At 57.8% G+C, this 22,608-nt stretch carries 22 protein-coding genes; 21 read left to right on the forward strand and 1 reads right to left on the reverse strand.

The features are described from left to right. Nucleotides 1-5 precede the first annotated feature (5 nt). Complete coding sequence (gene dnaA, locus EGM97_RS09640; protein ID WP_238964931.1) at nt 6-1,526, reverse strand: chromosomal replication initiator protein DnaA; 1,521 nt, start codon at nt 1,524-1,526, stop codon at nt 6-8. A 565-nt stretch (nt 1,527-2,091) separates the two neighbouring features. On the opposite strand from dnaA, the gene rpmH reads away from it, so the two are divergent. The 21 genes from rpmH (at nt 2,092) to glmS (ending at nt 22,355) form a co-directional block, all read left to right on the forward strand. Beyond that, nucleotides 2,092-2,226 carry a 50S ribosomal protein L34 gene (gene rpmH, locus EGM97_RS09645; protein WP_003213577.1) on the forward strand — a complete coding sequence of 45 codons (135 nt, stop codon included), beginning with the start codon at nt 2,092-2,094 and terminating at the stop codon, nt 2,224-2,226. A 16-nt stretch (nt 2,227-2,242) separates the two neighbouring features. After that, nucleotides 2,243-2,644 (forward strand): ribonuclease P protein component, encoded by a 402-nt coding sequence (gene rnpA / locus EGM97_RS09650; protein WP_238964930.1) that lies wholly within the window; start codon nt 2,243-2,245, stop codon nt 2,642-2,644. Beyond that, nucleotides 2,637-2,882, forward strand: coding sequence for a membrane protein insertion efficiency factor YidD (gene yidD, locus EGM97_RS09655; protein WP_238964929.1), 246 nt, complete (start codon nt 2,637-2,639; stop codon nt 2,880-2,882). The genes rnpA and yidD overlap by 8 nt, the downstream gene beginning before the upstream one ends. Before the next feature lie 2 nt (nt 2,883-2,884). Next, complete coding sequence (gene yidC, locus EGM97_RS09660; protein ID WP_238964928.1) at nt 2,885-4,567, forward strand: membrane protein insertase YidC; 1,683 nt, start codon at nt 2,885-2,887, stop codon at nt 4,565-4,567. A gap of 79 nt (nt 4,568-4,646) precedes the next feature. After that, on the forward strand, nt 4,647-6,017 hold the full coding sequence (gene mnmE / locus EGM97_RS09665; protein ID WP_238964927.1) for a tRNA uridine-5-carboxymethylaminomethyl(34) synthesis GTPase MnmE: 1,371 nt from the start codon (nt 4,647-4,649) through the stop codon (nt 6,015-6,017). 539 nt (nt 6,018-6,556) lie between these two features. Beyond that, complete coding sequence (gene mnmG / locus EGM97_RS09670) at nt 6,557-8,449, forward strand: tRNA uridine-5-carboxymethylaminomethyl(34) synthesis enzyme MnmG (RefSeq protein WP_238964926.1); 1,893 nt, start codon at nt 6,557-6,559, stop codon at nt 8,447-8,449. A 5-nt stretch (nt 8,450-8,454) separates the two neighbouring features. After that, a complete protein-coding gene (gene rsmG / locus EGM97_RS09675) occupies nt 8,455-9,090 on the forward strand; it encodes a 16S rRNA (guanine(527)-N(7))-methyltransferase RsmG (protein ID WP_238964953.1) in 636 nt (211 codons plus the stop codon). 18 nt (nt 9,091-9,108) lie between these two features. After that, complete coding sequence (locus EGM97_RS09680; protein ID WP_024777783.1) at nt 9,109-9,906, forward strand: ParA family protein; 798 nt, start codon at nt 9,109-9,111, stop codon at nt 9,904-9,906. Between the two features lie 9 nt (nt 9,907-9,915). After that, on the forward strand, nt 9,916-10,788 hold the full coding sequence (locus EGM97_RS09685; protein ID WP_238964925.1) for a ParB/RepB/Spo0J family partition protein: 873 nt from the start codon (nt 9,916-9,918) through the stop codon (nt 10,786-10,788). A gap of 148 nt (nt 10,789-10,936) precedes the next feature. Then, nucleotides 10,937-11,344 carry a F0F1 ATP synthase subunit I gene (locus EGM97_RS09690; protein ID WP_238964924.1) on the forward strand — a complete coding sequence of 136 codons (408 nt, stop codon included), beginning with the start codon at nt 10,937-10,939 and terminating at the stop codon, nt 11,342-11,344. Between the two features lie 16 nt (nt 11,345-11,360). Continuing rightward, on the forward strand, nt 11,361-12,230 hold the full coding sequence (atpB, locus tag EGM97_RS09695; protein ID WP_238964923.1) for a F0F1 ATP synthase subunit A: 870 nt from the start codon (nt 11,361-11,363) through the stop codon (nt 12,228-12,230). 134 nt (nt 12,231-12,364) lie between these two features. Continuing rightward, nucleotides 12,365-12,622 (forward strand): F0F1 ATP synthase subunit C, encoded by a 258-nt coding sequence (gene atpE / locus EGM97_RS09700; RefSeq protein WP_003097235.1) that lies wholly within the window; start codon nt 12,365-12,367, stop codon nt 12,620-12,622. Nucleotides 12,623-12,680: 58 nt separating this feature from the next. Then, nucleotides 12,681-13,151, forward strand: coding sequence for a F0F1 ATP synthase subunit B (locus tag EGM97_RS09705; protein WP_238964922.1), 471 nt, complete (start codon nt 12,681-12,683; stop codon nt 13,149-13,151). A 12-nt stretch (nt 13,152-13,163) separates the two neighbouring features. Continuing rightward, a complete protein-coding gene (locus tag EGM97_RS09710; RefSeq protein ID WP_072397491.1) occupies nt 13,164-13,700 on the forward strand; it encodes a F0F1 ATP synthase subunit delta in 537 nt (178 codons plus the stop codon). A gap of 21 nt (nt 13,701-13,721) precedes the next feature. Next, complete coding sequence (gene atpA / locus EGM97_RS09715; RefSeq protein ID WP_053149218.1) at nt 13,722-15,266, forward strand: F0F1 ATP synthase subunit alpha; 1,545 nt, start codon at nt 13,722-13,724, stop codon at nt 15,264-15,266. Between the two features lie 50 nt (nt 15,267-15,316). Continuing rightward, nucleotides 15,317-16,177 carry a F0F1 ATP synthase subunit gamma gene (gene atpG / locus EGM97_RS09720; RefSeq protein WP_030139034.1) on the forward strand — a complete coding sequence of 287 codons (861 nt, stop codon included), beginning with the start codon at nt 15,317-15,319 and terminating at the stop codon, nt 16,175-16,177. Between the two features lie 27 nt (nt 16,178-16,204). Then, nucleotides 16,205-17,581: a F0F1 ATP synthase subunit beta gene (gene atpD, locus EGM97_RS09725; protein WP_053149215.1), complete on the forward strand. Its 1,377-nt coding sequence runs from the start codon at nt 16,205-16,207 to the stop codon at nt 17,579-17,581. Nucleotides 17,582-17,626: 45 nt separating this feature from the next. Further along, nucleotides 17,627-18,052, forward strand: coding sequence for a F0F1 ATP synthase subunit epsilon (locus tag EGM97_RS09730; protein ID WP_024777790.1), 426 nt, complete (start codon nt 17,627-17,629; stop codon nt 18,050-18,052). A gap of 115 nt (nt 18,053-18,167) precedes the next feature. Beyond that, nucleotides 18,168-19,535: a bifunctional UDP-N-acetylglucosamine diphosphorylase/glucosamine-1-phosphate N-acetyltransferase GlmU gene (gene glmU, locus EGM97_RS09735; protein ID WP_238964921.1), complete on the forward strand. Its 1,368-nt coding sequence runs from the start codon at nt 18,168-18,170 to the stop codon at nt 19,533-19,535. Nucleotides 19,536-19,744: 209 nt separating this feature from the next. Beyond that, the gene (locus EGM97_RS09740; RefSeq protein WP_238964920.1) at nt 19,745-20,521 is read left to right on the forward strand and encodes a DeoR/GlpR family DNA-binding transcription regulator; all 777 of its coding nucleotides are present in this window, start codon (nt 19,745-19,747) and stop codon (nt 20,519-20,521) included. 1 nt (nt 20,522) lies between these two features. Continuing rightward, nucleotides 20,523-22,355 (forward strand): glutamine--fructose-6-phosphate transaminase (isomerizing), encoded by a 1,833-nt coding sequence (glmS, locus tag EGM97_RS09745; RefSeq protein WP_238964919.1) that lies wholly within the window; start codon nt 20,523-20,525, stop codon nt 22,353-22,355. The last annotated feature ends 253 nt before the right edge of the window (nt 22,356-22,608 follow it).

Raw genomic sequence — 22,608 nt, forward strand, 5'->3', positions numbered from 1 at the left:
GGTCATCAAGTGGTCAGTGTACGCAGCAGGTTCTTGTAGTCCTCGCGGATGTCCGCGTCGGATTCCTTAAGTTCGTTGATCTTGCGGCAGGCGTGCAGCACCGTGGTGTGGTCGCGCCCACCAAACACATCGCCGATCTCCGGCAGGCTGTGGTTGGTCAGTTCCTTGGACAGGGCCATGGCCACTTGACGTGGACGAGCTACCGAACGCGAGCGGCGCTTGGATAGCAGGTCGGAGATCTTGATTTTGTAGTATTCAGCTACAGTTCTCTGGATGTTATCCACAGACACCAATTTGTCCTGAAGGGCCAAAAGGTCTTTCAAGGACTCACGAATCAGCTCGATGGTGATGTCGCGACCCATAAAGTGCGAATGAGCGATCACCCGCTTGAGGGCGCCTTCGAGTTCGCGCACGTTCGAACGGATGCGCTGGGCGATGAAGAACGCAGCATCGTGCGGCAGCTCGACCTTGGCCTGATCGGCCTTCTTCATCAGGATCGCGACGCGGGTTTCCAGCTCGGGCGGCTCGACAGCCACCGTCAGGCCCCAGCCGAAGCGCGATTTCAGGCGCTCTTCCAGGCCTTCGATTTCCTTCGGGTAACGGTCACTGGTGAGAATGACCTGCTGCCCGCCCTCGAGCAGTGCGTTGAAGGTGTGGAAAAATTCTTCCTGGGAACGTTCCTTGCGAGCGAAGAACTGGATGTCGTCAATCAGCAAGGCGTCCACCGAACGGTAGAAACGCTTGAATTCGTTGATCGCGTTCAACTGCAACGCCTTGACCATGTCGGCCACGAAGCGCTCGGAATGCAGGTACACGACTTTGGCGTTCGGGTTCTTCTTTAATAAGTGGTTACCCACAGCGTGCATCAAGTGGGTTTTACCCAGGCCCACGCCGCCATAAAGGAACAGCGGGTTATAGCCATGCTTGGGGTTGTCCGCGACCTGCCAGGCGGCCGCCCGGGCCAGCTGGTTGGATTTACCTTCGACAAAGTTCTCGAAAGTGAACGTCCGGTTCAGGTAGCTGGTGTGCTTGAGCGCACCTTCGACCTGGACGGTGCGCTGTTCGGCACGCACCGGTGCCTGCTGCGAGCTGGCGCCGGCCATGGGGTCGAAACTATCGCGCGAAGGTTCCTCGCTGACCTCTTCCACCTTTTGTGCGTTGCGTTTGCTCGGCGCTGGCGTCGGGGCAGGAGCGGCGTGGTTGACCGGCGCCGCGGCTGCCTGGGCCTGAGAGGCTGCCGCCGCCAACGGCGCATTGGGCGCAGCCCGCGGCGCTGAGCTGCGCTTGCTGCCTATTAATAAGGACAGGGCAGGCGCCATGCCATTGCCGTGCTCGTCGAGCAGTTCCAGGACCCGACCCAGGTACTTTTCATTGACCCAGTCGAGGACGAAACGGTTCGGTGCATAGACGCGCAACTCGTCGCCTTCGGCTTCGACCTGTAGTGGACGGATCCAAGTGTTGAATTGTTGGGCAGGCAGCTCATCGCGCAAAAGCTCCACGCACTGCTGCCAAAGTTCCACTGACACGGATATCCCCTAAGTTGAAAGCCGGTGAGGCAAAAACAAGCGGCCATTGTAGCGAGCAGGCGATCACTTATCCACACGCAGGTGGCACATCGTCCAAGGAATTATCAAAGCCTTAACGGTAAAAAAGGTGACAAACGGTCGGAGGATAAGCCCTGTGGATAAACCGGCTTCAGAGCATTGGAAAAGTCCCCTCGAATCTCAGTGGATAACCGGCCTGTGGATAACCACTCATTCCGCGCACAGCTTATCCGACAGCGCAGCACAGGCTGATCACGGCTTTCCCTTGTAGTTGTCATTCCCTCTACGCCAAGCACCATAAGGGCTGCGGTTAGTTATCCACAGACACCTGCCAGCCTTGCCTTTATAAGCTTCACAGAAAAGCTTTAAATAATTCCCTTCTTTTTATATCTGTGAGCGATGGCTTTGCGAACCGATTCGCCGGCTCTCATCTATTTAAAGGAAACGTTGGTTGGAAATTGACCTAGGGTCTTGCTTTCTCTAGAATCCCCGGTCTCTTAAAACAGGGGCCATTCCGGCCCGTTGTGGACGAACCAGGTAACACGACATGAAACGTACTTTCCAACCAAGCACTATCAAACGCGCTCGTACCCACGGTTTCCGTGCTCGCATGGCTACCAAGAACGGTCGTGCCGTCCTGTCGCGTCGCCGCGCCAAAGGTCGCGCACGTCTGGCAGTTTGATAATCCGGCATTGGAGGTGAGTCAGGACTTCAGTCGGGAAAAGCGTCTGCTTACACCCCGGCATTTCAAGGCAGTCTTTGACTCCCCTACCGGTAAGGTTCCGGGGAAAAATCTCCTGCTCCTTGCACGCAGCAATGATCTCGATTACCCCCGATTAGGGCTGGTTATCGGGAAAAAGAGCGTCAAGCTCTCTGTGCAGCGCAATCGCCTCAAACGTCTGATGCGCGAATCGTTTCGCCTGAACCAGGATTCACTGGTCGGCTGGGACATCGTTATCGTCGCGCGCAAAGGTTTGGGTGACGTAGAAAACCCCGAATTGATTCAGCACTTCGGCAAGCTCTGGAAGCGTCTGGCGCGCAACAAGCCCGCTCCGGCGGCCAATACCGAAACTGTAGGGGTAGACAGTCCCGATGCGTAAACTGGCACTCCTTCCGATCCAGTTTTACCGCTACGCCATTAGTCCCCTGATGGCCAGTCACTGTCGTTTCTACCCCAGCTGTTCCTGCTACGCGTATGAAGCCATAGAAAACCATGGCCTTTTGCGCGGTGGCTGGCTGACCTTTCGTCGTTTAGGTCGCTGTCATCCGTGGAATCCCGGCGGCTACGACCCGGTTCCGCCTATCCCTACCTCCCGTTCTTCTTCGATGGCCGAGTAATCATGGATATCAAACGCACGATCCTGATCGTCGCCCTGGCAATCGTGTCTTACGTCATGGTTCTTAAATGGAACCAGGACTATGGCCAGGCTGCCCTGCCGACTCAGAATGTTGCAGCCAGCAATACTGCACCGAGCCTGCCGGACACCGCTTCCGGCAACAACGCTGCCAGCAGTGATGACATACCTCGCGCGGCAAGCGAAACCAGCGCCCCTGCCGAAGCTCCCGTGGCTGCAAGCAAAGACCTCATTCAGGTCAAGACGGACGTGCTCGAGCTGGCAATCGATCCACAAGGTGGTGACATCGCACAGTTGAAGCTGCCGCTTTATCCACGTCGTCAGGATCATCCGGAAATCCCGTTCCAGTTGTTCGATAACGGCAACGAGCGGACTTATCTGGCCCAGAGTGGCCTGATCGGCACCAACGGCCCGGATGCAAACCCGGCCGGTCGTCCGGTTTACTCCGCCGAAAAGAAGACTTACCAACTGGCTGACGGCCAGGACCAATTGGTTGTCGACCTGAAATTCAGCAAGGACGGCGTCAACTACATCAAGCGTTTCACTCTGAAACGTGGCCTGTATGACGTGACCGTTTCCTACCTGATCGACAACCAGAGCGCCCAGCCGTGGTCTGGCGCTATGTTCGCGCAACTGAAACGCGACGCCAGCGATGATCCTTCTTCCAGCACCGCCACCGGTACCGCGACTTACCTGGGTGCTGCCCTGTGGACAAGTTCGGAGCCGTACAAGAAAGTGTCCATGAAGGACATGGACAAGGCGCAGCTCAAGGAAACTGTTCAAGGTGGCTGGGTTGCTTGGCTGCAGCATTATTTCGTCACCGCCTGGATTCCACAGAAGGGCGAAACAAACATCGTCCAGACGCGTAAGGACAGCAGGGGCAACTACATCGTCGGCTACACCGGCCCGGCCCTGACCGCAGCGCCTGGCGCGAAAGCCGAAACCAGTGCCATTCTGTATGCCGGTCCGAAAAGCCAGGCTGTGTTGAAAGAATTGTCCCCAGGTCTGGAACTGACGGTGGACTACGGTTTCCTGTGGTTCATTGCCCAGCCGATCTTCTGGCTGCTGCAACATATCCACAGCATCGTCGGTAACTGGGGCTGGTCGATCATTTTCCTGACCATGCTGATCAAGGGAATCTTCTTCCCATTGTCGGCCGCCAGCTATAAATCGATGGCTCGCATGCGCGCCGTGGCTCCGAAACTGGCCGCTCTGAAAGAGCAACATGGCGACGATCGTCAGAAAATGTCCCAGGCCATGATGGAGCTGTACAAGAAAGAGAAGATCAACCCGCTGGGTGGATGCTTGCCGATTCTCGTACAAATGCCTGTATTCCTGGCGCTGTACTGGGTTCTGCTGGAAAGCGTGGAGATGCGCCAGGCGCCGTTCATGCTGTGGATTACCGACCTGTCGATCAAGGATCCGTTCTTCATCCTGCCGATCATCATGGGCGCCACCATGTTCATCCAGCAGCAGTTGAACCCGACACCTCCGGACCCGATGCAAGCGAAGGTCATGAAAATGATGCCGATCATCTTCACCTTCTTCTTCCTGTGGTTCCCGGCCGGCCTGGTGCTGTACTGGGTTGTGAACAACGTGTTGTCCATTACTCAACAGTGGTACATCACGCGTAAGATCGAATCGGCTACGAAAAAAGCCGAGGCGTAACTTGCACTGTGGATAACCACACAAAACGCCCCCTCGTGGGGCGTTTTGCTATCTGTCATTTTTGTCTGGATACAGGTTTATGAGCGCACCTCGTGAAACCATCGCCGCCGTTGCCACTGCCCAGGGACGAGGTGGAGTTGGCATCGTCCGGATCTCAGGGCCTTTGGCCAGTGTCGCAGCCAAAGCCATCAGTGGACGTGAGCTCAAGCCGCGGTTCGCTCATTACGGCCCGTTCTTCAGCGCTGACCAACAGGTACTCGACGAAGGCCTTGCCTTGTATTTTCCTGGACCGAATTCCTTTACCGGAGAAGACGTCCTGGAGCTGCAAGGCCACGGCGGGCCTATCGTGCTGGATATGTTGCTCAAGCGCTGCCTGGAACTGGGCTGCCGCCTCGCCAGGCCGGGAGAATTCAGCGAACGGGCCTTCCTCAACGACAAACTCGACCTGGCCCAGGCTGAAGCGATTGCCGACCTGATCGAAGCCAGTTCTGCACAGGCTGCGCGCAATGCCTTGCGTTCATTGCAGGGTGCCTTTTCACAGCGTGTGCATAACCTTACCGAGCAGTTGATCGGCCTGCGGATCTACGTCGAGGCGGCAATCGACTTTCCTGAGGAAGAAATCGACTTTCTTGCTGATGGCCACGTCCTCAACATGTTGGATAAGGTTCGTGACGAGTTATCCACAGTCCTGCACGAAGCCGGGCAAGGCGCTTTGTTGCGTGACGGCATGACAGTGGTGATCGCAGGCCGGCCGAATGCCGGCAAATCGAGCCTGCTGAACGCCCTGGCCGGTCGAGAGGCGGCGATCGTCACCGAGATTGCCGGCACGACTCGGGATATCTTGCGTGAACATATCCACATCGACGGCATGCCCCTGCACGTTGTGGATACCGCAGGACTGCGCGATACCGATGACCAGGTTGAAAAGATTGGGGTAGAACGTGCGCTGAAGGCCATTGGCGAGGCAGACCGGGTATTGCTGGTAGTCGACGCCACGGCACCGGAAGCGACCGATCCCTTCGCCTTGTGGCCCGAATTTCTCGAAGTCCGTCCGGATCCGGCGAAAGTCACGCTGATTCGTAACAAGGCGGATCTGACAGGGGAGGCGATAGCGCTCGAAGTGAGCGACGATGGTCATGTCACCCTCAGCCTGAGTGCAAAAGCGGCAGGCGAAGGGCTGGAACTGCTGCGGGATCACCTCAAGGCCTGCATGGGCTATGAACAGACCTCGGAAAGCAGCTTCAGTGCCCGGCGCCGGCATCTCGAGGCGTTGCGTCAGGCCAGCGCAGCGCTGGAACACGGACGTACCCAACTGACCCTCGCGGGCGCCGGGGAGTTACTGGCTGAGGATCTGCGCCAAGCCCAACATTTCCTCGGTGAAATCACCGGGGCTTTCAGCTCCGATGACCTGCTCGGGCGGATCTTCTCCAGCTTCTGCATCGGCAAGTAATCCCCTTCTTCAAAAACCGGGCTGGGCGCTGAATTCAATCGTGCCAGCCCGACCTCTCTTTCTCATCCTCGATAGCCCTTCATGGCGGCTCGCCCGTGGACGGATTCCAGCCGTTCTGTGGATTAAGCCCTGTGAATAACTGCCGCTGAGCTCCGTTGATAATCCCCCTTCAAAACTGGAGATAACGGCCTCTGTGGATAACAGGCCCCTTCATCCACAGGCTTACACCGGTTATCCAACCCCTTCATTGGCAGATGACCACAGGGTTCAGGATCTCTGTACAGTAGATAAATAAAGGCTTGTGTGGATTTATCCACAGATCGGTAGGGGCGTAAGAATAAACATAAAAACAAAGATTTTATAAATTTCTCTTTTTTTAAATTTTTAACCGCGAGTTCTCCACAGCTGGTTAAATTTTGTGCAAAGGGTTCTTTAGGAAGGGGGAAGTCCCTATACTTGCCGACCTGGTTCAGAAAACCCCAGGCCAGACTCATAACCTTTTTCCGAATTACCTGAATAAAGCAGGCACGAGGTGCGTGGTGGATTTCCCTTCCCGTTTTGAAGTGATCGTCATCGGCGGCGGTCATGCCGGTACCGAGGCAGCACTTGCATCAGCACGCATGGGCGCAAAAACCCTGCTGTTGACGCATAACGTGGAAACCCTCGGCGCCATGAGCTGCAACCCTGCCATTGGTGGGATCGGTAAAAGCCACTTGGTCAAGGAGATCGACGCCCTCGGCGGTGCGATGGCCATGGCGACCGATAAAGGTGGTATCCAGTTTCGCGTATTGAACAGCCGCAAGGGCCCAGCCGTTCGCGCTACTCGCGCCCAGGCAGACCGGGTCCTGTACAAGGCTGCTGTCCGTGAAATTCTGGAAAACCAGCCGAACCTGTGGATATTTCAACAAGCAGCCGATGACCTGATTGTCGAGCAGGATCAGGTCCGGGGTGTCGTGACTCAAATGGGCCTGCGTTTCTTCGCCGAATCCGTGGTGTTGACCACCGGAACCTTCCTCGGTGGACTTATCCACATCGGGTTGCAGAATTACTCCGGCGGCCGTGCCGGCGATCCACCGTCCATCGCGCTGGCCCAGCGTTTGCGGGAATTACCCTTGCGTGTCGGTCGGTTGAAAACCGGTACGCCGCCGCGCATCGACGGCCGATCTGTGGATTTCTCGGTCATGACTGAGCAGCCGGGCGACACTCCGATCCCCGTGATGTCGTTCATGGGCTCGAAAGAGCAGCACCCGACACAGGTGAGTTGCTGGATCACCCACACCAATGCTCGTACCCACGAAATCATCGCCGCCAACCTGGATCGTTCGCCGATGTATTCCGGCGTGATCGAAGGCGTCGGCCCGCGTTATTGCCCGTCCATCGAAGACAAGATTCATCGCTTTGCCGACAAGGAAAGCCATCAGGTCTTCATCGAGCCGGAAGGGCTGACGACCCATGAGCTGTATCCGAACGGGATTTCCACCTCCCTTCCGTTCGATGTGCAACTGCAGATCGTGCAATCGATCCGTGGCATGGAAAACGCTCACATCGTGCGTCCGGGCTACGCCATCGAATACGACTATTTCGACCCCCGCGATCTGAAATACAGCCTGGAAACCAAAGTCATCGGCGGCCTGTTTTTTGCCGGGCAGATCAATGGAACCACCGGTTACGAAGAGGCCGGCGCCCAAGGGCTGCTGGCGGGAACCAACGCCGCGCTGCGTGCTCAGGGCAAGGACAGCTGGTGCCCGCGTCGCGATGAGGCGTACATCGGTGTGCTGGTCGATGACCTGATTACCCTGGGTACCCAGGAACCCTATCGGATGTTCACTTCCCGTGCCGAATATCGCCTGATCCTGCGCGAAGACAACGCCGATCTACGCCTGACCGAGAAAGGTCGGGAGCTGGGGTTGGTGGATGATGTGCGCTGGGCCGCGTTCTGCAAGAAACGCGAAGGGATCGAGCTGGAAGAACAACGCCTGAAAAGCACCTGGGTTCGCCCGGGCACCGCGCAGGGCGATGCCATTGCGGAAAAATTCGGAACGCCGTTGACCCACGAATACAACTTGCTCAACCTCCTGAGCCGTCCGGAAATCGACTATGCCGGACTGGTGGAAGTGACGGGCGAGGGTGCGCAGGATCCCCAGGTGGCCGAGCAGGTCGAGATCAAGACCAAGTACGCCGGTTACATCGACCGCCAACAGGACGAAATTGCCCGTTTGCGCGCCAGCGAAGATACGAAACTGCCTGTGGATATCGATTACACGGTGATCTCCGGCCTGTCGAAAGAAATTCAGAGCAAGCTCGGTGCAACCCGTCCGGAAACCCTGGGCCAGGCATCGCGTGTGCCAGGCGTGACCCCGGCGGCGATTTCCCTGTTGATGATTCATTTGAAAAAACGCGGCGCGGGCCGTCAGTTGGAGCAAAGCGCTTGAGTTCGATGGTCACCTCGCAACACGCCGAAGAGTTATCCACAGGTGCCCGCCAGCTCGGGATCAGCCTGAGTGATGCCCAGCATGCGCAACTGCTGGGTTATCTGGCGCTGTTGATCAAATGGAACAAGGCGTACAACCTGACTGCAGTCCGTGATCCGGACGAAATGGTTTCGCGCCACCTGCTCGACAGCCTCAGCGTGATGTCTTTCATCGAAAACGGTCGCTGGCTCGATGTAGGCAGCGGCGGAGGCATGCCGGGTATTCCGTTGGCGATCCTGTTTCCGGACGCGCAAGTCACCTGCCTGGACAGCAACGGCAAGAAGACCCGCTTCCTGACCCAGGTCAAACTCGAACTCAAATTGGATAACCTGCAAGTTATCCACAGTCGCGTAGAAGCGTTCCAGCCTGAACAACCTTTCGACGGGATCATTTCCCGTGCATTCAGCAGCATGGAGAACTTCAGCAACTGGACTCGCCATCTGGGCGATGCCAATACGCGATGGCTGGCAATGAAGGGCGTCCATCCGGCCGATGAGCTGGTAGCATTGCCGGCAGACTTTCACCTCGATAGCGAACACGCCCTGGCCGTACCCGGTTGCCAAGGCCAACGCCATCTGCTGATACTGCGCCGCACGGCATGATTGGGAATACAAGCAAGAATGGCTAAGGTATTCGCGATAGCGAACCAGAAAGGTGGTGTGGGTAAAACCACCACCTGCATCAACCTCGCAGCATCCCTGGTCGCGACCAAGCGCCGGGTGCTGTTGATCGATCTTGATCCACAGGGCAACGCCACCATGGGCAGCGGTGTGGATAAACATGGCCTGGAAAACTCCATCTACGACGTTCTGATCGGTGAATGCGATCTGGGCCAGGCCATGCATTTCTCCGAGCACGGCGGTTATCAACTGCTGCCGGCCAACCGTGACCTGACGGCCGCCGAAGTGGTGCTGCTGGAAATGCAGATGAAGGAAAGCCGTCTGCGCAGTGCTTTGGCGCCGATCCGGGAAAACTACGACTACATCCTGATCGACTGCCCACCATCGTTGTCGATGCTTACCTTGAACGCCCTGGTTGCCGCCGATGGGGTCATTATCCCCATGCAGTGCGAGTACTTCGCCCTGGAAGGGTTGAGCGACCTTGTGGATAACATCAAGCGCATTTCCGAGCTGCTTAACCCTGACCTGAAAGTCGAAGGCCTGTTGCGCACCATGTACGACCCGCGCCTGAGCCTGATGAACGACGTGTCGGTCCAGCTCAAGGAGCATTTCGGCGAGCAACTCTACGACACGGTCATTCCGCGTAACATCCGTCTGGCCGAAGCGCCGAGCTACGGCATGCCGGCCCTGGCCTACGACAAACAATCCCGTGGTGCGCTGGCCTACCTGGCCCTGGCGGGCGAGATGGTTCGCCGCCAGCGCCGTAACCCACGCACCGCTGCCGCCCAGCCAACTTAAGGAAACCCCATGGCCGTCAAGAAACGTGGTCTCGGACGTGGACTGGACGCGCTGCTCAGCGGTCCCACCGTCAGTGCGCTGGAAGAGCAGGCCGTACAGGCCGACCAGCGCGAGCTGCAACACCTGCCGCTGGACCTGATCCAGCGGGGCAAATACCAGCCGCGCCGGGACATGGATCCGCAGGCGTTGGAGGAGCTGGCGCAGTCGATCAAAAACCAGGGCGTCATGCAGCCGATAGTGGTGCGTCCCATCGGCAGTGGTCGTTTCGAGATCATTGCCGGTGAACGCCGCTGGCGCGCCAGCCAGCAGGCCGGTCAGGAAACCATTCCGGCAATGGTGCGCGATGTGCCTGATGAAACCGCCATTGCCATGGCGCTGATCGAGAACATTCAGCGCGAAGACCTCAACCCGATCGAGGAGGCGGTGGCCCTGCAGCGGTTGCAGCAGGAGTTCCAGCTGACTCAACAACAGGTTGCCGAGGCGGTGGGCAAGTCTCGCGTGACCGTGGCCAACCTGTTGCGTTTGATTGCATTGCCGGAAGTCATCAAGACCATGCTGTCCCATGGCGACCTGGAAATGGGTCATGCCCGGGCCCTGCTCGGTTTGCCGGAAAATCAACAGGTTGAAGGGGCGCGACATGTTGTCGCACGAGGTCTTACCGTGCGCCAGACCGAGGCACTGGTTCGGCAATGGCTCAATGGTAAGCCGGCCCCTGTCGAAGCCCCCAAACCCGACCCGGATATCGCTCGCCTGGAACAGCGCCTGGCCGAGCGCCTGGGCTCTGCGGTGCAGATTCGCCACGGCAAGAAGGGCAAGGGGCAGTTGGTGATTGGCTATAACTCCCTCGATGAGTTGCAAGGGGTCCTTGCACACATTCGCTGAAACAATTGCTCTTGTAGCGCGCAGTCGGAAATCACTACCCGACAGTTGAATAGGGGCAGAACCGCCCCTATACTCTGCGCGCATTTTGTCGGCACAAATTATGCCAAGTTATTGATTTCAGGCAGCCGACCCTTGGAGAGCAAAAGCGATGGAAACCCGCACGCCAAACCGCTTGCCGTTTCATCGTCTGGCAGTTTTCCCGGTCTTGATGGCCCAGTTCGTCGTTGTACTGATCGCCACCTTGGCGCTCTGGCAATGGAAGGGAGTCGTCGCCGGATACTCAGGTCTTTGCGGAGGCCTGATAGCCTTGCTTCCCAATATTTACTTCGCTCACAGGGCATTTCGGTTTTCCGGCGCCCGAGCAGCCCAGGCTATCGTCCGGTCTTTTTATGCCGGCGAGGCGGGGAAACTGATTTTGACGGCAGTGCTCTTTGCACTGACGTTCGCAGGTGTGAAGCCACTGGCGCCGCTGGCTGTATTCGGCGTGTTCGTGCTGACCCAACTGGTCAGCTGGTTCGCTCCCCTGCTAATGAGAACAAGACTTTTGAGACCTTAGGGCGTTTGAGGCAACCATGGCAGAGACAACCGCTTCGGGCTATATCCAGCACCACTTGCAGAACCTGACCTTCGGTCAGCTACCCAACGGCGGCTGGGGCTTTGCCCACTCCGCAGCAGAAGCCAAGGAGATGGGTTTCTGGGCTTTCCACGTCGATACCCTCGGCTGGTCGATCGCATTGGGCCTGATCTTCGTTTTCCTGTTCCGCATGGCGGCGAAGAAGGCGACTTCGGGTCAGCCCGGTGCCTTGCAGAACTTCGTTGAAGTGCTGGTCGAGTTTGTCGACGGCAGCGTGAAGGACAGCTTCCACGGTCGTAGCCCGGTAATCGCACCACTGGCGCTGACCATCTTCGTCTGGGTGTTCCTGATGAACGCCATCGACCTGATCCCGGTCGACTGGATTCCTCAACTGGCCATCCTGATCTCCGGCGACCACCACATCCCGTTCCGTGCCGTGTCGACCACCGACCCGAACGCGACCCTGGGCATGGCGTTCTCGGTTTTCGCACTGATCATTTTCTATAGCATCAAGGTCAAGGGCATCGGCGGCTTCATCGGCGAATTGACCCTGCACCCATTCGGCAGCAAGAACATCCTCGTTCAGGCCCTGCTGATCCCGGTGAACTTCCTGCTGGAATTCGTGACCCTGATCGCCAAGCCAATCTCTCTGGCCCTGCGTCTGTTCGGCAACATGTATGCCGGCGAGCTGGTGTTCATCCTGATCGCTGTGATGTTCGGCAGCGGCCTGCTCTGGCTCAGCGGCCTGGGCGTAGCACTGCAGTGGGCGTGGGCTGTGTTCCACATCCTGATCATCACCCTGCAGGCGTTCATCTTCATGATGCTGACCATCGTCTACCTGTCGATGGCGCACGAAGAAAACCATTAAGGCCAGTCTCGACTAGTCTGATGTCCTTCCCGGTCAAACGGGAGGGGGCCCGAACAGGCCATGATGAAACGATTTGTTTTACCGCTTTAAATTAAAAAAACCTAAACCATACGACGTAAAAGTCGGGAGGAAAGATGGAAACTGTAGTTGGTCTAACCGCTATCGCTGTTGCACTGTTGATCGGCCTGGGCGCACTGGGTACCGCAATTGGTTTCGGCCTGCTGGGCGGCAAGTTCCTGGAAGGCGCTGCGCGTCAGCCAGAAATGGTTCCAATGCTGCAAGTCAAAATGTTCATCGTTGCCGGTCTGCTCGACGCCGTAACCATGATCGGTGTTGGTATCGCTCTGTTCTTCACCTTTGCGAACCCGTTCGTTGGTCAGATCGCTGGCTAATTACTCGGATTTTTCGAGTAGTTTGATGTGATGGACAACGTAACTGCGAGGTGTTGGCGTGAACATTAATGCGACCCTGATTGGCCAGTCCGTTGCGTTCCTGATTTTTGTATTGTTCTGCATGAAGTTCGTATGGCCTCCGGTCATTGCGGCGCTGCACGAACGTCAAAAGAAGATCGCAGATGGTCTGGACGCTGCCAGCCGTGCAGCTCGCGACCTGGAGTTGGCCCAAGAGAAAGTGGGTCAGCAACTGCGCGAAGCGAAAGCCCAGGCAGCTGAAATCATCGAGCAAGCCAAGAAACGCGGTACCCAGATCGTCGATGAAGCCCGTGAACAGGCTCGCGTCGAAGCTGACCGTGTGAAGGCTCAGGCTCAAGCCGAGATCGAACAGGAACTCAACAGTGTCAAAGACGCTCTGCGTGCCCAAGTGGGTAGCCTGGCCGTTGGCGGTGCTTCGAAGATCCTGGGTGCCACAATCGATCAAAACGCGCACGCAGAGCTGGTAAACAAACTGGCTGCTGAAATCTAAGCGAGGGCGATCATGGCAGAACTGACCACGTTGGCCCGACCTTACGCTAAGGCGGCCTTCGAGCACGCTCAGGCCCACCAGCAACTGGCCAATTGGTCAGCCATGCTCGGCCTGGCGGCAGCGGTGTCGAAAGATGACACCATGCAGCGCGTGCTCAAGGCCCCGCGACTGACGAGCGCAGAAAAGGCCGCCACGTTCATTGACGTGTGCGGCGACAAGTTCGATGCCAAGGCACAGAATTTCATCCACGTCGTTGCCGAAAACGACCGTCTCCCGCTTCTGCCGGAGATCGCCGCCCTGTTCGACCTGTATAAGGCCGAGCAGGAGAAGTCGGTAGACGTGGAAGTGACCAGTGCTTTCGCATTGAACCAAGAACAGCAAGACAAACTCGCCAAGGTTCTCAGTGCACGACTCAACCGGGAAGTGCGTCTGGACGTTACGGAAGACCCTGCCTTGATTGGTGGTGTCGTCATCCGCGCCGGTGACCTGGTTATCGATGGCTCGATTCGCGGCAAACTCGCGAAACTTGCCGAAGCATTGAAATCTTGAGTTTGAAGGGGCAGCAGAGCAATGCAGCAACTCAATCCTTCCGAAATAAGTGAAATTATCAAGGGCCGCATCGAAAAGCTCGATGTGACCTCCCAAGCCCGTAACGAAGGCACTGTCGTCAGCGTATCTGACGGCATCGTGCGGATTCACGGTCTGGCCGACGTCATGTACGGCGAGATGATCGAGTTTCCGGGCGGCGTCTACGGTATGGCCCTCAACCTGGAGCAAGACTCCGTAGGTGCTGTTGTACTGGGTGCCTACACGACTCTGGCTGAAGGCATGAGCGCCAAGTGCACCGGCCGCATCCTCGAAGTTCCGGTAGGTAAGGAACTGCTGGGTCGCGTTGTCGACGCACTGGGTAACCCTGTTGACGGCAAAGGTCCGCTGAACAACACCGAGACCGACGCGGTCGAGAAAGTTGCTCCAGGCGTGATCTGGCGTAAGTCGGTAGACCAGCCTGTACAGACTGGCTACAAGGCTGTCGATGCCATGATCCCTGTCGGCCGTGGCCAGCGTGAGCTGATCATCGGTGACCGTCAGATCGGTAAGACCGCCCTGGCGATCGACGCGATCATCAACCAGAAGAACAGCGGTATCTTCTGCGTATACGTGGCAATCGGTCAGAAGCAATCGACCATCGCCAACGTGGTTCGCAAGCTGGAAGAGAACGGTGCCCTGGCTAACACCATCATCGTTGCTGCCAGTGCCTCCGAATCGGCTGCGCTGCAGTTCCTGGCACCGTACTCCGGTTGCACCATGGGCGAATTCTTCCGCGACCGCGGTGAAGACGCGCTGATCGTTTATGACGATCTGTCCAAGCAAGCAGTGGCTTACCGCCAGATTTCCCTGCTGCTGCGCCGTCCGCCAGGACGTGAAGCCTACCCAGGTGACGTGTTCTATCTCCACTCCCGTCTGCTGGAGCGCGCATCCCGCGTTTCGGAAGAGTACGTCGAGAAGTTCACCAACGGCGCTGTCACTGGCAAGACCGGTTCCCTGACCGCCCTGCCAATCATCGAAACCCAGGCTGGCGACGTTTCCGCGTTCGTTCCGACCAACGTGATTTCCATCACCGACGGTCAGATCTTCCTGGAATCGGCCATGTTCAACTCGGGTATCCGCCCTGCTGTGAACGCCGGTGTTTCGGTATCCCGTGTGGGTGGTGCCGCTCAGACCAAGATCATCAAGAAGCTGTCCGGTGGTATCCGTACCGCCCTGGCCCAGTACCGTGAACTGGCGGCATTCGCCCAGTTCGCTTCTGACCTGGACGAAGCGACCCGTAAGCAACTTGAGCATGGTCAGCGCGTTACCGAGCTGATGAAGCAGAAGCAATACGCACCGATGTCGATCGCTGACATGGCGCTGTCGCTGTATGCCGCTGAGCGTGGGTTCCTGACTGACATTGAAATCGCCAAGATCGGCAGCTTCGAACAAGCGCTGATCGCTTTCTTCAACCGCGATCACGCCGATTTGATGGCCAAGATCAACGTGAAGGGTGACTTCAATGACGAAATCGACGCAGGCCTCAAAGCCGGTATCGAGAAGTTCAAGGCCACCCAAACCTGGTAAGCCGCAGCGGGAGCCGCAAGGCTCCCGCTTGCTAACCTGATAGGTGTTACATGGCAGGCGCAAAAGAGATTCGCAGTAAGATTGCGAGCATCAAAAGCACGCAAAAGATTACCAGCGCCATGGAAAAAGTGGCGGTCAGCAAAATGCGCAAGGCACAAATGCGCATGGCTGCTAGCCGTCCTTATGCGGAGCGCATCCGCCAGGTGATTGGTCATCTGGCCAACGCCAACCCGGAATATCGCCACCCGTTCATGATCGACCGCGCCGTCAAGCGCGTCGGTTACGTTGTGGTGAGCAGTGACCGTGGTCTGTGCGGTGGCTTGAACACCAACCTGTTCAAGGCTCTGGTCAAGGACATGGCGGTAAACCGCGAACAAGGCGTCGAGATCGATCTGTGCGTGGTAGGTAGCAAGGGTGCGGCTTTCTTCCGCAACTTCGGCGGTAACGTCGTCGCCGCTATCAGCCACCTGGGTGAAGAACCGTCGATCAATGACTTGATCGGCAGCGTCAAGGTGATGCTGGATGCTTACCTGGAAGGCCGGATCGACCGCCTGTCCGTGGTATCCAACAAGTTCATCAATACCATGACGCAACAGCCAACCGTGGAGCAGTTGATTCCACTGGTGGCGACCCCGGAACAGGAACTCAAGCACCACTGGGACTATCTCTACGAACCGGATGCCAAGGAGCTGCTCGACGGCTTGATGGTCCGCTACGTGGAGTCGCAGGTCTACCAGGCGGTGGTCGAGAACAACGCAGCTGAACAAGCAGCGCGGATGATCGCGATGAAGAACGCTACCGACAACGCCGGTGATTTGATCAGCGATTTGCAGCTGATCTACAACAAGGCGCGTCAGGCTGCGATCACCCAAGAGATCTCGGAAATCGTCGGCGGCGCTGCCGCGGTTTAACGGTTCAAATATTCAGAGGATCCAGCTATGAGTAGCGGACGTATCGTTCAAATCATCGGCGCCGTTATCGACGTGGAATTTCCACGCGACAGCGTACCGAGCATCTACGACGCCTTGAAGGTTCAGGGCGCCGAAACCACTCTGGAAGTTCAGCAACAGCTGGGCGACGGCGTGGTTCGTACCATTGCGATGGGCTCCACCGAGGGCTTGAAGCGCGGTCTGGACGTCAACAACACTGGCGCAGCCATTTCCGTACCGGTCGGTAAAGCGACCCTGGGCCGGATCATGGACGTACTGGGCAACCCGATCGACGAAGCTGGCCCGATTGGCGAAGAAGAGCGTTGGGGCATTCACCGTCCTGCGCCGTCCTTCGCTGAGCAAGCTGGCGGCAACGACCTGCTGGAAACCGGCATCAAGGTTATCGACCTGGTTTGCCCGTTCGCCAAGGGTGGTAAGGTTGGTCTGTTCGGTGGTGCCGGTGTAGGCAAGACCGTAAACATGATGGAACTGATCCGTAACATCGCCATCGAGCACAGCGGTTATTCCGTGTTCGCCGGTGTGGGTGAGCGTACTCGTGAGGGTAACGACTTCTACCACGAGATGAAGGATTCCAACGTTCTGGACAAAGTGGCACTGGTCTACGGCCAGATGAACGAGCCGCCGGGAAACCGTCTGCGCGTAGCCCTGACCGGCCTGACCATGGCCGAGAAGTTCCGTGACGAAGGTAACGACGTTCTGCTGTTCGTCGACAACATCTACCGTTACACCCTGGCCGGTACCGAAGTATCCGCACTGCTGGGCCGTATGCCTTCGGCAGTAGGCTACCAGCCGACCCTGGCTGAAGAGATGGGCGTGCTGCAAGAGCGCATCACTTCGACCAAGCAAGGCTCGATCACCTCGATCCAGGCCGTATACGTGCCTGCGGACGACTTGACCGACCCGTCGCCAGCAACCACCTTCGCCCACTTGGACGCCACCGTCGTTCTGTCCCGTGACATCGCTTCCCTGGGTATCTACCCAGCGGTAGACCCACTGGACTCGACTTCCCGTCAGCTGGACCCGAACGTGATCGGCAACGAGCACTACGAGACCGCTCGTGGCGTTCAGTACGTGCTGCAGCGCTACAAAGAGCTGAAGGACATCATCGCGATCCTGGGTATGGACGAACTGTCGGAAACCGACAAGCAGTTGGTAGCCCGCGCTCGTAAGATCCAGCGCTTCTTGTCGCAGCCGTTCTTCGTGGCTGAAGTCTTCACCGGTGCTTCGGGTAAATACGTTTCCCTGAAAGACACCATTGCTGGCTTCAAAGGCATCCTCAACGGTGACTACGACCACCTGCCAGAACAAGCGTTCTACATGGTCGGTGGCATCGAAGAAGCGATCGAGAAAGCCAAGAAACTGTAATCCCGGCGCCCGGTAACGGGCGCTAATTTAGGTTGAGGCAATCAGATGGCTATGACAGTCCATTGCGATATCGTCAGTGCGGAAGGGGAAATCTTCTCCGGTCTGGTCGAGTTTGTGGTTGCGCATGGTGAGCTGGGTGATCTTGGTATCGCTCTGGGGCACGCACCGCTGATCACCAGCTTGAAGCCAGGTCCGATTAGTCTGACCAAGCAGGGCGGGGAAAAGGAGGTGTTCTACATCTCCGGTGGTTTCCTCGAGGTTCAGCCGAACATGGTCAAGGTCCTTGCCGACACCGTGCAACGCGCTGCCGACCTGGACGAAGCCTCCGCTCAGGAAGCCGTCAAGGCTGCCGAGAAGGCACTGCACGAAAAAGGCGCAGACTTCGACTACGGTTCTGCTGCTGCACGTCTGGCCGAGGCTGCAGCCCAGCTGCGCACCGTCCAGCAGATCCGCAAGAAGTTCGGCGGTTAAGCCGTCAGCTTTCTGTGCGATTGATTAAAAAGGGTAGCCTCGGCTACCCTTTTTTCTTTTCCCGACACTCATCATCTGGTCACAGCCGCTGACCACCCAGGATTGGTAGCCAGTCATGTCTCTCGAAATCGTTATTCTCGCGGCCGGTCAAGGCACCCGCATGCGTTCGGCGCTGCCCAAGGTCCTGCACCCGGTCGCCGGCAACTCCATGCTGGGTCATGTTATCCACAGCGCCCGCCAGCTCAATCCACAGCGCATTCATGTGGTCATTGGTCATGGCGCCGACGCAGTACGTGAACGTCTGGCGGCGGACGATCTGAATTTTGTTCTGCAGGACAAACAATTGGGAACCGGCCATGCGGTGGCTCAGGCCGTGCCTTTCATCAATGCCGACACGGTGCTGATTCTCTATGGCGATGTACCGTTGATTGAAGTCGACACGTTGCAGCGCTTGCTCAAGCACGCCGCGCCGCAACAGCTGGGTCTGCTGACCGTCGAGCTGGATGATCCCACCGGTTACGGTCGCATTGTGCGCAACACCGACGGCCAGGTGACGGCCATCGTCGAGCAAAAAGATGCCAACGAAGCCCAACGCGCCATCACCGAAGGCAACACCGGAATTCTCGCTGTACCAGCTGCACGCTTGGGTGACTGGATGAGTCGTCTGTCGAACAACAATGCCCAGGGCGAGTATTACCTGACGGACGTGATTGCCATGGCCGTCGCGGACGGGCTGGTGGTGGCCACCGAACAACCCTTGGACGCAATGGAAGTGCAGGGCGCCAATGATCGCCGGCAACTGGCCGATCTGGAGCGCCACTATCAACTGCGTGCTGCTCATCGCTTGATGGCACAAGGCGTAACCCTGCGCGATCCGGCCCGTTTCGATGTACGGGGTGAAGTCAGCGTGGGCCGCGATGTGGTGATCGATATCAATGTCATCCTTGAAGGCAAGGTGGTGATCGAGGACGACGTCGTCATTGGTCCGAACTGCGTGATCAAGGACAGTACGCTGCGCAAGGGCGCGGTGATCAAGGCCAACACGCACCTCGAAGGCGCGATCATGGGCGAAGGCAGCGACGCCGGTCCGTTTGCTCGTCTGCGTCCCGGTTCCGTGCTGGAAGCCCGTGCCCATGTGGGTAACTTTGTAGAGTTGAAAAATGCTCACCTGGGCGAAGGCGCCAAGGCCGGACACCTGACCTATCTGGGCGACGCCGAGGTCGGCGCCCGCACCAACATCGGTGCGGGCACCATCACGTGTAATTACGATGGCGCCAACAAATGGAAGACCGTGTTGGGCGAGGATGTGTTCATCGGGTCCAATAACTCTTTGGTAGCCCCTGTGGATATCTCCAGCGGTGCAACCACGGCAGCCGGTTCGACCATCACGCAGAATGTGGATAACTCCCAGTTGGCCGTAGGACGTGCCCGGCAGAAGAATATTGACGGCTGGAAGCGTCCGGTGAAGAACAAGAAACCTTAAGTTATCCACAACCCAATGTGGGAGCGGGCTTGCTCGCGAAGGCGTCGGCACATTCGAAATAGATGCAAGTCGACCCTCCGCCTTCGCGAGCAAGCCCGCTCCCACAGGTATCTGATCGTTTCTGAATTTTTCTACCCTCGCCTTGACGAACCCTCTGTAATAGGTTTTGATTGCTTACGTTATCTTTCGAATCGAAACTTATAAACGCCATGTCGAAGCGCAACACCCCTCAACGCCGCCACAGTATCCTTGCATTGCTCCAGGAGCAGGGCGAGGTCAGTGTGGATGAATTGGCCAAGCGCTTCGAAACCTCGGAAGTTACGATTCGCAAGGATCTCGCCGCACTGGAAAGCAATGGCCTGTTGTTGCGTCGCTACGGTGGTGCCGTGCCGATGCCCCAGGAGCTGGTGGCCGATAACGGGCATACAGTCTCTAAATACAAACAGGCCATTGCCCGGGCCGCTGTGAAGCGGATCCGCGAACATGCGCGGATCATCATCGACAGCGGCAGTACCACTGCGGCCATGATTCCTGAACTGGGCCTGCAACCTGGGTTGGTGGTGATGACCAATTCCCTGCATGTGGCCAGCGCCTTGAACGAGCTGGAGCATGAGCCGGTGCTGCTGATGACCGGCGGCACCTGGGACCCTCATTCCGAATCGTTCCAGGGGCAGGTTGCCGAGCAAGTCCTGCGTTCCTATGACTTCGACCAGCTGTTCATCGGTGCCGACGGCATCGATCTGGTTCGTGGTACCACCACCTTCAACGAACTGCTGGGCCTGAGCCGTGTGATGGCTGAGGTTGCCCGCGAAGTGATCGTGATGGTGGAGGCCGACAAGGTCGGCCGAAAGATCCCCAATCTGGAACTGCCGTGGAGCAGCGTCCATACCCTTATTACCGATGATCGTCTGCCCGTGGAGGCACGCGACCAGATTCAGGCTCGTGGCATCCATGTGATCTGCGCGTCTGTCAGCCAGGAGAAATAACATGTGTGGAATCGTCGGCGCCGTCGCTGAACGCAACATCACCGCCATCTTGCTCGAAGGTCTCAAGCGCCTGGAATACCGCGGCTACGACAGTGCCGGTGTCGCGGTGTTCACCAACGACGAGAAACTCGAGCGCATGCGCCGTCCCGGCAAGGTCAGCGAGCTGGAGCAGGCTTTGGATGCCGAGCCGTTGATCGGCCGCCTGGGTATTGCCCACACCCGCTGGGCCACTCATGGTGCGCCCTGCGAGCGTAACGCTCATCCGCATTTCTCCGGCGACCTGGCGGTGGTACACAACGGCATCATCGAAAACCACGAAGCCCTGCGCGAACAGCTGAAGGCCTTGGACTATGCGTTCACCTCGGACACCGACACTGAAGTCATCGCCCACTTGCTCAACCACAAGCTCAAGGAGCTGAGAGACCTGACCGTAGCCCTCAAGGCCACCGTCAAGGAATTGCACGGCGCCTACGGCCTGGCGGTGATCAGCGCGAAACAACCGGATCGTGTGGTAGCGGCCCGTAGCGGCAGCCCGTTGGTCATTGGCCTGGGCCTGGGTGAGAATTTCCTGGCTTCCGATCAGTTGGCACTGCGTCAGGTCACCGACCGCTTCATGTATCTGGAGGAGGGCGATATCGCCGATATCCGCCGTGACAGCGTGCAGATCTGGGATCTGGATGGCAAAGCCGTCGAGCGCGAAACCGTGCAGTACCGCGACGGTGCCGAAGCGGCTGACAAGGGCGAGTTCCGCCACTTCATGCTCAAGGAAATCCACGAGCAACCGGCCGTCGTGCAGCGCACGCTGGAAGGGCGCATGAGCCAGAACCAGGTGCTGGTCCAGGCATTCGGCCCGCAGGCGGCCGAGCTGTTTGCCAAGGTTCGTAATGTACAGATTGTCGCCTGCGGCACCAGTTATCACGCTGGCATGGTGGCTCGTTACTGGCTGGAAGAGCTGGCTGGTATCCCTTGTCAGGTCGAAGTGGCCAGTGAGTTCCGCTATCGCAAGGTGGTGGTACAGCCGGACACCCTGTTCGTCACGATTTCACAATCCGGCGAAACCGCCGACACCCTGGCGGCGCTGCGTAATGCCAAGGAGCTGGGTTTCCTGGCCAGCCTGGCGATCTGCAACGTTGGTATCAGTTCGCTGGTGCGTGAATCCGACCTGACGCTGTTGACCCAGGCCGGCCGCGAAATCGGCGTGGCTTCGACCAAGGCATTCACCACGCAACTGGTGGGCCTGCTGTTGCTGACCCTGTCCCTGGGCCAAGTACGCGGTACGCTGGGCGAGGGCATCGAAGCCAAGTTGGTGGAAGAGCTGCGTCGCCTGCCGGCCCGTCTGGGCGAGGCGCTGGCGATGGACAGCACCGTGGAGAAAATCGCCGAACTGTTCGCCGAGAAGAACCACACCCTGTTCCTGGGCCGTGGCGCACAATTCCCGGTGGCGATGGAAGGCGCCCTGAAGCTCAAGGAAATTTCCTATATCCACGCCGAAGCCTACCCGGCCGGCGAACTCAAGCACGGCCCATTGGCCCTTGTGGACAACGACATGCCGGTGGTCACCGTAGCGCCGAACAACGAACTGCTGGAGAAGCTCAAGTCCAACCTGCAGGAAGTGCGCGCCCGTGGCGGTCAGTTGATCGTCTTTGCCGACGAAAAGGCCGGCATGACCAACGGCGAAGGCACTCATGTGGTGCATATGCCGCACATCCACGACATCTTGTCGCCGATCCTCTACACCCTTCCGCTGCAACTGCTGTCGTACTACGTGGCGGTGCTCAAGGGGACCGATGTGGACCAGCCGCGCAATCTGGCGAAGTCTGTGACGGTGGAGTGAGTCGTCTACCAAGAGTCCGGTTTCTTTGTGATCTACGTAATGAATCTGTTCGGGTTTAGCGCCGCTAAACCCGCTCATTCTTCCAAGACGCATCGTTCCTTACGCATAGCTGGCCCTTCGCCAAGTAGCTGAAAAGAACCCGACTCAGCATCTGCGCTCCTCTTGAGAAACCAAATTTTGTTTTGAAGGTATTTTTTCGATTTTTTCGATAATATGAAAAAATATTTTCTGTTCTCCCGGTAAAAGTCGATAT

It is taken from the genome of Pseudomonas sp. AF32, assembly GCF_022342325.2.
Taxonomy (GTDB): Bacteria; Pseudomonadota; Gammaproteobacteria; order Pseudomonadales; family Pseudomonadaceae; genus Aquipseudomonas; species Aquipseudomonas uvaldensis.

Bases quoted from the DNA above. Each gene is read 5' to 3' on its own strand.
- rpmH (WP_003213577.1), top strand. From the start codon at position 2,092: ATGAAACGTACTTTCCAACCAAGCACTATCAAACGCGCTCGTACCCAC.
- yidD (WP_238964929.1), top strand. From the start codon at position 2,637: ATGCGTAAACTGGCACTCCTTCCGATCCAGTTTTACCGCTACGCCATT.
- yidC (WP_238964928.1), top strand. From the start codon at position 2,885: ATGGATATCAAACGCACGATCCTGATCGTCGCCCTGGCAATCGTGTCT.
- mnmE (WP_238964927.1), top strand. From the start codon at position 4,647: ATGAGCGCACCTCGTGAAACCATCGCCGCCGTTGCCACTGCCCAGGGA.
- rsmG (WP_238964953.1), top strand. From the start codon at position 8,455: ATGGTCACCTCGCAACACGCCGAAGAGTTATCCACAGGTGCCCGCCAG.
- EGM97_RS09680 (WP_024777783.1), top strand. From the start codon at position 9,109: ATGGCTAAGGTATTCGCGATAGCGAACCAGAAAGGTGGTGTGGGTAAA.
- EGM97_RS09685 (WP_238964925.1), top strand. From the start codon at position 9,916: ATGGCCGTCAAGAAACGTGGTCTCGGACGTGGACTGGACGCGCTGCTC.
- EGM97_RS09690 (WP_238964924.1), top strand. From the start codon at position 10,937: ATGGAAACCCGCACGCCAAACCGCTTGCCGTTTCATCGTCTGGCAGTT.
- atpB (WP_238964923.1), top strand. From the start codon at position 11,361: ATGGCAGAGACAACCGCTTCGGGCTATATCCAGCACCACTTGCAGAAC.
- atpE (WP_003097235.1), top strand. From the start codon at position 12,365: ATGGAAACTGTAGTTGGTCTAACCGCTATCGCTGTTGCACTGTTGATC.
- EGM97_RS09710 (WP_072397491.1), top strand. From the start codon at position 13,164: ATGGCAGAACTGACCACGTTGGCCCGACCTTACGCTAAGGCGGCCTTC.
- atpA (WP_053149218.1), top strand. From the start codon at position 13,722: ATGCAGCAACTCAATCCTTCCGAAATAAGTGAAATTATCAAGGGCCGC.
- atpG (WP_030139034.1), top strand. From the start codon at position 15,317: ATGGCAGGCGCAAAAGAGATTCGCAGTAAGATTGCGAGCATCAAAAGC.
- atpD (WP_053149215.1), top strand. From the start codon at position 16,205: ATGAGTAGCGGACGTATCGTTCAAATCATCGGCGCCGTTATCGACGTG.
- EGM97_RS09730 (WP_024777790.1), top strand. From the start codon at position 17,627: ATGGCTATGACAGTCCATTGCGATATCGTCAGTGCGGAAGGGGAAATC.
- glmU (WP_238964921.1), top strand. From the start codon at position 18,168: ATGTCTCTCGAAATCGTTATTCTCGCGGCCGGTCAAGGCACCCGCATG.
- EGM97_RS09740 (WP_238964920.1), top strand. From the start codon at position 19,745: ATGTCGAAGCGCAACACCCCTCAACGCCGCCACAGTATCCTTGCATTG.
- glmS (WP_238964919.1), top strand. From the start codon at position 20,523: ATGTGTGGAATCGTCGGCGCCGTCGCTGAACGCAACATCACCGCCATC.